The sequence below is a fragment of the Bradyrhizobium macuxiense genome, from assembly GCF_001542415.1.
Taxonomy (GTDB): domain Bacteria; phylum Pseudomonadota; class Alphaproteobacteria; order Rhizobiales; family Xanthobacteraceae; genus Bradyrhizobium; species Bradyrhizobium macuxiense.
On sequence record NZ_LNCU01000136.1, the window covers coordinates 1 to 5,244 of the forward strand.

At 56.4% G+C, this 5,244-nt stretch carries 7 protein-coding genes; all 7 read right to left on the reverse strand.

Features of this window, described 5'->3' with window-relative positions:
• Positions 1–1,040, reverse strand: a 1,040-nt coding sequence (locus tag AS156_RS40130) for a hypothetical protein (protein WP_136626665.1), incomplete at its 3' end; no start/stop codon positions are given.
• A 147-nt stretch (positions 1,041–1,187) separates the two neighbouring features.
• Positions 1,188–1,502, reverse strand: a complete 315-nt coding sequence (locus tag AS156_RS40135) for a phage tail assembly protein (protein ID WP_066516305.1) — start codon at positions 1,500–1,502, stop codon at positions 1,188–1,190.
• 328 nt (positions 1,503–1,830) lie between these two features.
• Positions 1,831–2,313, reverse strand: a complete 483-nt coding sequence (locus AS156_RS42635) for a M41 family metallopeptidase (protein WP_210184227.1) — start codon at positions 2,311–2,313, stop codon at positions 1,831–1,833.
• Positions 2,313–2,981, reverse strand: a complete 669-nt coding sequence (locus AS156_RS41635) for an HK97 family phage prohead protease (protein WP_082747998.1) — start codon at positions 2,979–2,981, stop codon at positions 2,313–2,315. Before AS156_RS41635 ends, AS156_RS42635 begins: the two co-directional genes overlap by 1 nt.
• A 16-nt stretch (positions 2,982–2,997) precedes the next feature.
• Positions 2,998–3,942, reverse strand: a complete 945-nt coding sequence (locus AS156_RS40145; protein ID WP_136626667.1) for a hypothetical protein — start codon at positions 3,940–3,942, stop codon at positions 2,998–3,000.
• A gap of 140 nt (positions 3,943–4,082) precedes the next feature.
• Positions 4,083–4,544, reverse strand: coding sequence for a hypothetical protein (locus AS156_RS42640; RefSeq protein ID WP_136626668.1), 462 nt, complete (start codon positions 4,542–4,544; stop codon positions 4,083–4,085).
• A partial coding sequence (locus AS156_RS40155) for a hypothetical protein (RefSeq protein WP_210184228.1) occupies positions 4,541–5,244 on the reverse strand: 704 nt, incomplete at its 5' end. The genes AS156_RS42640 and AS156_RS40155, both read right to left, overlap by 4 nt.

Sequence of the window (5,244 nt, forward strand, 5' to 3'; positions counted from 1 at the left end):
GCATCTTCGTCGGCCTTGTGATCGAAGGCGGAAAACCCTTCATCGATGCGACCTTGAGGCGTCATCTTGCTGCCGGGAACGCCGGTCATTTTCTCGAAGAGGCGACCAAAGATAGAGTCCTTGGCAAATCCGCTGGTGCCAGCCTCGTGATACTTGCGAAGCGACTCGCCGATCTTATCGATTGATGCCGCGAAGTTAGAGATCATGTGAGCGGCAGGCTCACCAAATTCATTGGTAAGGTCGATGCCGAAACCTTTGAGGTTCATATCCAGCTTGGTGAACGCGTCATCAAGATCGTGCAGAACCTTCATATTAGTCGGATGGTTTTTCTCGAAATTGAAGCCTTCCTTCATCGCTTCATTAAGGTCTTTGAGACTGCGTGTTGCGAACTCGGCAGGTAAACCCAGAAACTCCAGCCATTTGCGTTTCTGGTCTGGCGGAACGTTGTGCTTGGCCATGAACGTCATCACGGCCTGAAACTGTTCAGCGCGAGTGCGAGCGCCAGCCAGCGCTTGAGCGATACTCTCGCCCATGTTGCTGAACTGGTGATTGATATCGTTCAGCTCTTCGGGATCATGACGGGCGATCTTGTCCATGTGCGATCCGAAAGCTGCAATTGCAGCGTTCGCGCGCTCTGGCGCGATGCCGAGACTTTGAAATGCAGCGCCCATTGCGCCAACGAAGCGCGCAGATACTCCACCACGGATCGCAGCGTCGTTGAATACCTTCCAACTTTCGCCAGCTCCGCGAAGATGCTCCACAAACTTTGCGAGGGTTTCGCCAACGGAGGCAAAGCTGATGCCGAGAGCGGCAAAGGTCGGCAGAACAGAGTCTGCAGCGAAGTCCTTGAGCTTGTTCATCCGCTCATGAAGCTCTCGGATTTCCTTGCTGTGCGCTCTCGCTGACTTGCTTGCCCTCTCATGTGTGTGTTCGGCATCGTGACCAAACTTTTTGAAGGACTCGCGGATTTTCTTTAACGTGTCGGAGGATTTGTCCTCCACCTCCGCTACTAGCTTCATTACTTCCTGTTCAACACCCAACGTATCATTCCTTTTGTTGCATCAATTTTAGCTGCTCTGCAGTTTGTCGATACAGCTCTGCAATCTCATCTTCCGGTTTATTTAGGAAGATGTACGGGTCGCACTTGTAGATAAGCGCGAGCTGCAAGCATGAGCTGACCAATGCCTCTACAGAGCTGGAACGAAAAAAGGCGTGATCGTCCATGCCAGAGTGATCAAGTCCTCTGGATCAAGCTTCGTGAGCGACGATGACGGCACATTCGCGAGACGTGCAGCCATTTCGACGATCTTGGGGTAATCGTGTTCTACGGTCGGCGGACTGGTGAACGGTGAGAACTTCACCGGATTGCCAACGGCGACGAGATCAGCGCCCATAGGCTTCCTGATCTTGAGAACGCTAATCTCCTCGCCGTATGCGAGGATAGGAGTGCGCAAAGCAAACTCGATATCGGACTTAACTTCGGTTTTAACTTCTTCTGACATTGGATGATCCTCAAAAGGTGGGGATGATGATTGTGATTGAAAAAAATGCGGAGGCGACCGGGAAAGGCTAACCGATCGCCTCCGCGCTCAGGCTAGAATGAGGACGACTCCTGCATGCGCCCCAAGAAAAACGCTGCAGGCAACACTCTAACCAAACTGAATTGAAGGGAAGCGCAATGCGGAGACGGCGCGGTAAACCGCCGCCTCCGCTGCGCATCACCGGTCGTGAGCCGCCCGACCGGGAGCAAACGAAACGCGATGTACACCCACGGATCAAGGGAGACGACCCCATGGTCCGACGTATTGGGGACGAATTACACCGCGTTCGTTATTGGTTTGCTTCGATGATCTCGGTGACCTGTCTGCCGGTCAAAACGGATCGAGCAAGCAAGGCATCGACGAGCGCGCGGAATGCTTGCTCGTGTTTGCGTAGCAGATGTTCTGCTTCGATCTCCGCAGCGCGAATGATCAATGATCGAGCATTGACGTTATCGGTTAGAGATGCGGCGTAGTCATTGACCTTGCGCTGATCGCTACCTCGAAGCCCTCGACCTTCGCCGAGATGGATAACCTCGCCAGCGTTGCCGCCGACTAGTTCAACGATACGAGAGTAGTAATCGTGATCGCTTTCGAGATCGCCGATATCGCCAGAGCATCGACCATTTATAGTGCGACCGTCTTGGCGAATAGCCACAACAGATACGCGATCGATTGTGCGACCGTGGCACCATCGAAGTATGGCGTGCGCGGCTTCGTGGCAGGCAACTCTGTGTGCTTCACGAACATCGGCAACCCTGCTGTGTAATGGCATCATTTCATAAGGCGACCGACCATGCGACCGACCATGCGCTGACGGGCACGCATGCGGATGCGAGCTTCCGCACGAGCGAGCGCATCGCGATTGTACTCCGGATCAACATGACCGCTTGCAGCTCGAAAGACCGCTGAACTGTCGGCGGGAACGGAAACGAGCGAAAGCTCCATCAATTCGAAGCGGGTCGCCCATGCAGTCACTGAACCATCGCTCGGAATGCGATCGTGAGCGGGATCAAGTTCGCGACCTTCTTCATCTTCGAAGCGCCAACGGGAAACGACATAGCCGATGGATGTTCCGGGGACCATTCCGTTTGCGACTAATTCCATCGCATCATTGCCGCGCTGGGTCTTGGCGAACTCGATAACGCCGATCATTTCGCCGTTCTGAAAGCGAACAGATTGGACACGTCCTAAGATGTTGCTCAAACCAGATTGCTGATGCGAGTCGAGCAGTGCGACGCCTCCGCGCTGCATGCGACCGAGATCAACGGAGCTGGGAGAAATTTTCAATCGCTCGACGTACAGACCGCGATCAACTGGCGATCCGGTACTCATTACGACTTCCGCCGTGCGTTCGGATGGATTGAACGATTTGGGCGAAGCTGCCGTCTTAGCGAAACGCTTCTCAGCGCTACGCCGTGCGGTCCAAGGTGTGTTGGTCATTTGCTGTTTATCCCGATCAGAAGCCTGCGAAGGTTTGCGTGATCACGCCGTTGACCCGCTCAACCATCTGAGCATCCTGACGATGCTGATCGAAACCGAATGCGACTTTCATCTGCTGCAGGTTCTCGTCGTCGAGATCAACAATCCCGGTCACAGTGGGATGAAGCGAGACGATGCCACGACCGACGTTATGTTTCTTCCATCCGGGAGAACCAACAGCACACGCATAGCCAAGACGTTCGGCCTTGTCGGCGGTAGCGGTCGGCATATCAGCCGTGGACTGTTTCGCTGCGGCCTTCACTTCGGTGCCGTGCCGCCATTTCACGTCGGCGAGCACCAGCATGCGGCGGGTCTCGATCGCGGGTTTCGCGACGACTTCGACGGGAGCGGGAGCATGCTCAACCTGCATCGGAGGCGCGATGCTGCCATTCCTGAGACCGTCGATCAGGGAATTGACTTCGGCTTCGGCATGATCGAGAGCGCCCTGCAGGTCGGTCGGAAGCATGGTGACCAAATCACTGACCTGCCTGACGAGAAACGAGTCCGAAACCAGCGGTTCGCACGCCTTGCGGAGATCAGCCAGCGCCTTGGATGTCGCAGCGGTGGCGCTGGCGAGCTTCTTCAATGCGGCTCCCTTATCCGTAGCGGTCTGATCGGCAAGCTGCATCCTGTCGGCTTCGGCATGCTCTGCAGTTGCCTTGACGATCTCGGCATCGATCAGGCTGAGCGCGGTCTCGCGGCTCTTGATGCGGTCCTTTAGTGCAGCGCTCTTTTTGAGGCTCGTCGCCTCACCCGCTTCGTCACCGCCTGCGAACAAGCGCTGTGATTGCTCGTCGAGAGCGATCAACGCACCGCGATCATCAGTGATCGATGATGCCATTGCAGCGCGCCGGGCCTTCATGGCGTCGAGCTGATCGGCGAGTTGCTTAATGGTGCGCACGGAGCTGTCGCCCGTGCTCAAGAAGATGTTGGTAAAAATTCCCATTTACGATGTTCCTTCGAATTGGCTGGCGTTTGAATGAGGTCTCTACCTATGGGGGGCGGCAGGAAATCACCCTTCGTAAGCCATTGAGTTCATTGAAGTTCGGTATTGTGGTACGGTCAAATCCGCCTTCGTCCGGCCTTCCGATTTCTCGAAATGGCATCCTTGAGCTGGTCAACGAACCGGGCCATCGCGGCGGCGATCTCGGCTCGCGGGATCATGTCTTCAAGTAGAAAGCGTGCAGCCGGTACGAACTCCCGCTTGATGCGCTCGTCCATTGCATCCGCCCGATACATGACCAGTCGCGAGGCGTGATCGCTGATCAATTTTGCCATCATGCGGCTAGTGCGCAGACGTTTGGCGGCATCAAGAGATGGCAACCGACGACTGGTTTCCGCCATCCGGTCGCGTTCCATGGCATCGCCGCTATCGGGTTGCCGTCCCTCATGGTGCGGATATCGCGGGCTTGGCCCATGATCAACCGTGATGCGCGGGCAGTGATCGTATGATCTTGCGCCGGGATCATCCTCTGCGGAGAATGCGTCTGGCTCGGATGTTGTGTAGCGAGTGGTATCGGTCACTGCGACGCCTCATGGGCGGCCTTCTCAGCCTCAGTAACCGGCCCTCCAGCTTCAACGGCACGGGCAATGTGACCATCGGCGATCGAGTTCAGAACAGCGCGCATATGCCGATCGAGTTCGCGGTGTATCGAGGCGCGGTCCAGACCGACGAGCCTGTGAGCGAGCTGTCCGGGAGTGGAGAGCAGAAGCTCGCGTAATGCCGTCATCGATCGCGCCAAGGCGACCTTGAGGGTTGAGATCGGCGCGTAGCCGGAGTTAGCCCGCTTGGCTTCGCCTTCCGCCTGCTCTGCCTTGGCCGTAAGCAGGCGAGCACGGGCTGATGCGATCGGGTCTGCTGCTTCTGACCGGCCAGCAGCAGTCTCCCGAAGATGCCTGATATAGGAGAGGCGAACATCGGCCAGCACGTAGCCACGCTCAGGCTGGCGGCCGACTACCCCACGATCAATCAAATCGTGAAAGTTACGCCGGTTCAGGTCCAGATGTTGCGCACACTCTGCAGCGGATGCTTTTTCGCCGCGCAAATGCTTGACGTACTCGCGAACCACGTCGGACAAGCGATACTTGACAGGGCTTGTCGTCACAGGCGTGACGATCTTCATCCGCCGCAGCTTCGTGAGTTCCGTGGTCTCGACGCACAGCAAGCGCGCCGCTAATTCCTCGCTGATCATGCCAGCGTCTTGCGTTGTTTCAGTCATAGGTT

Excerpts from the sequence above, each read along its gene's own strand:
- AS156_RS41635 (WP_082747998.1), bottom strand. The coding sequence starts at position 2,981 with ATGACCAACACACCTTGGACCGCACGGCGTAGCGCTGAGAAGCGTTTC.
- AS156_RS40135 (WP_066516305.1), bottom strand. The coding sequence starts at position 1,502 with ATGTCAGAAGAAGTTAAAACCGAAGTTAAGTCCGATATCGAGTTTGCT.
- AS156_RS42635 (WP_210184227.1), bottom strand. The coding sequence starts at position 2,313 with ATGCCATTACACAGCAGGGTTGCCGATGTTCGTGAAGCACACAGAGTT.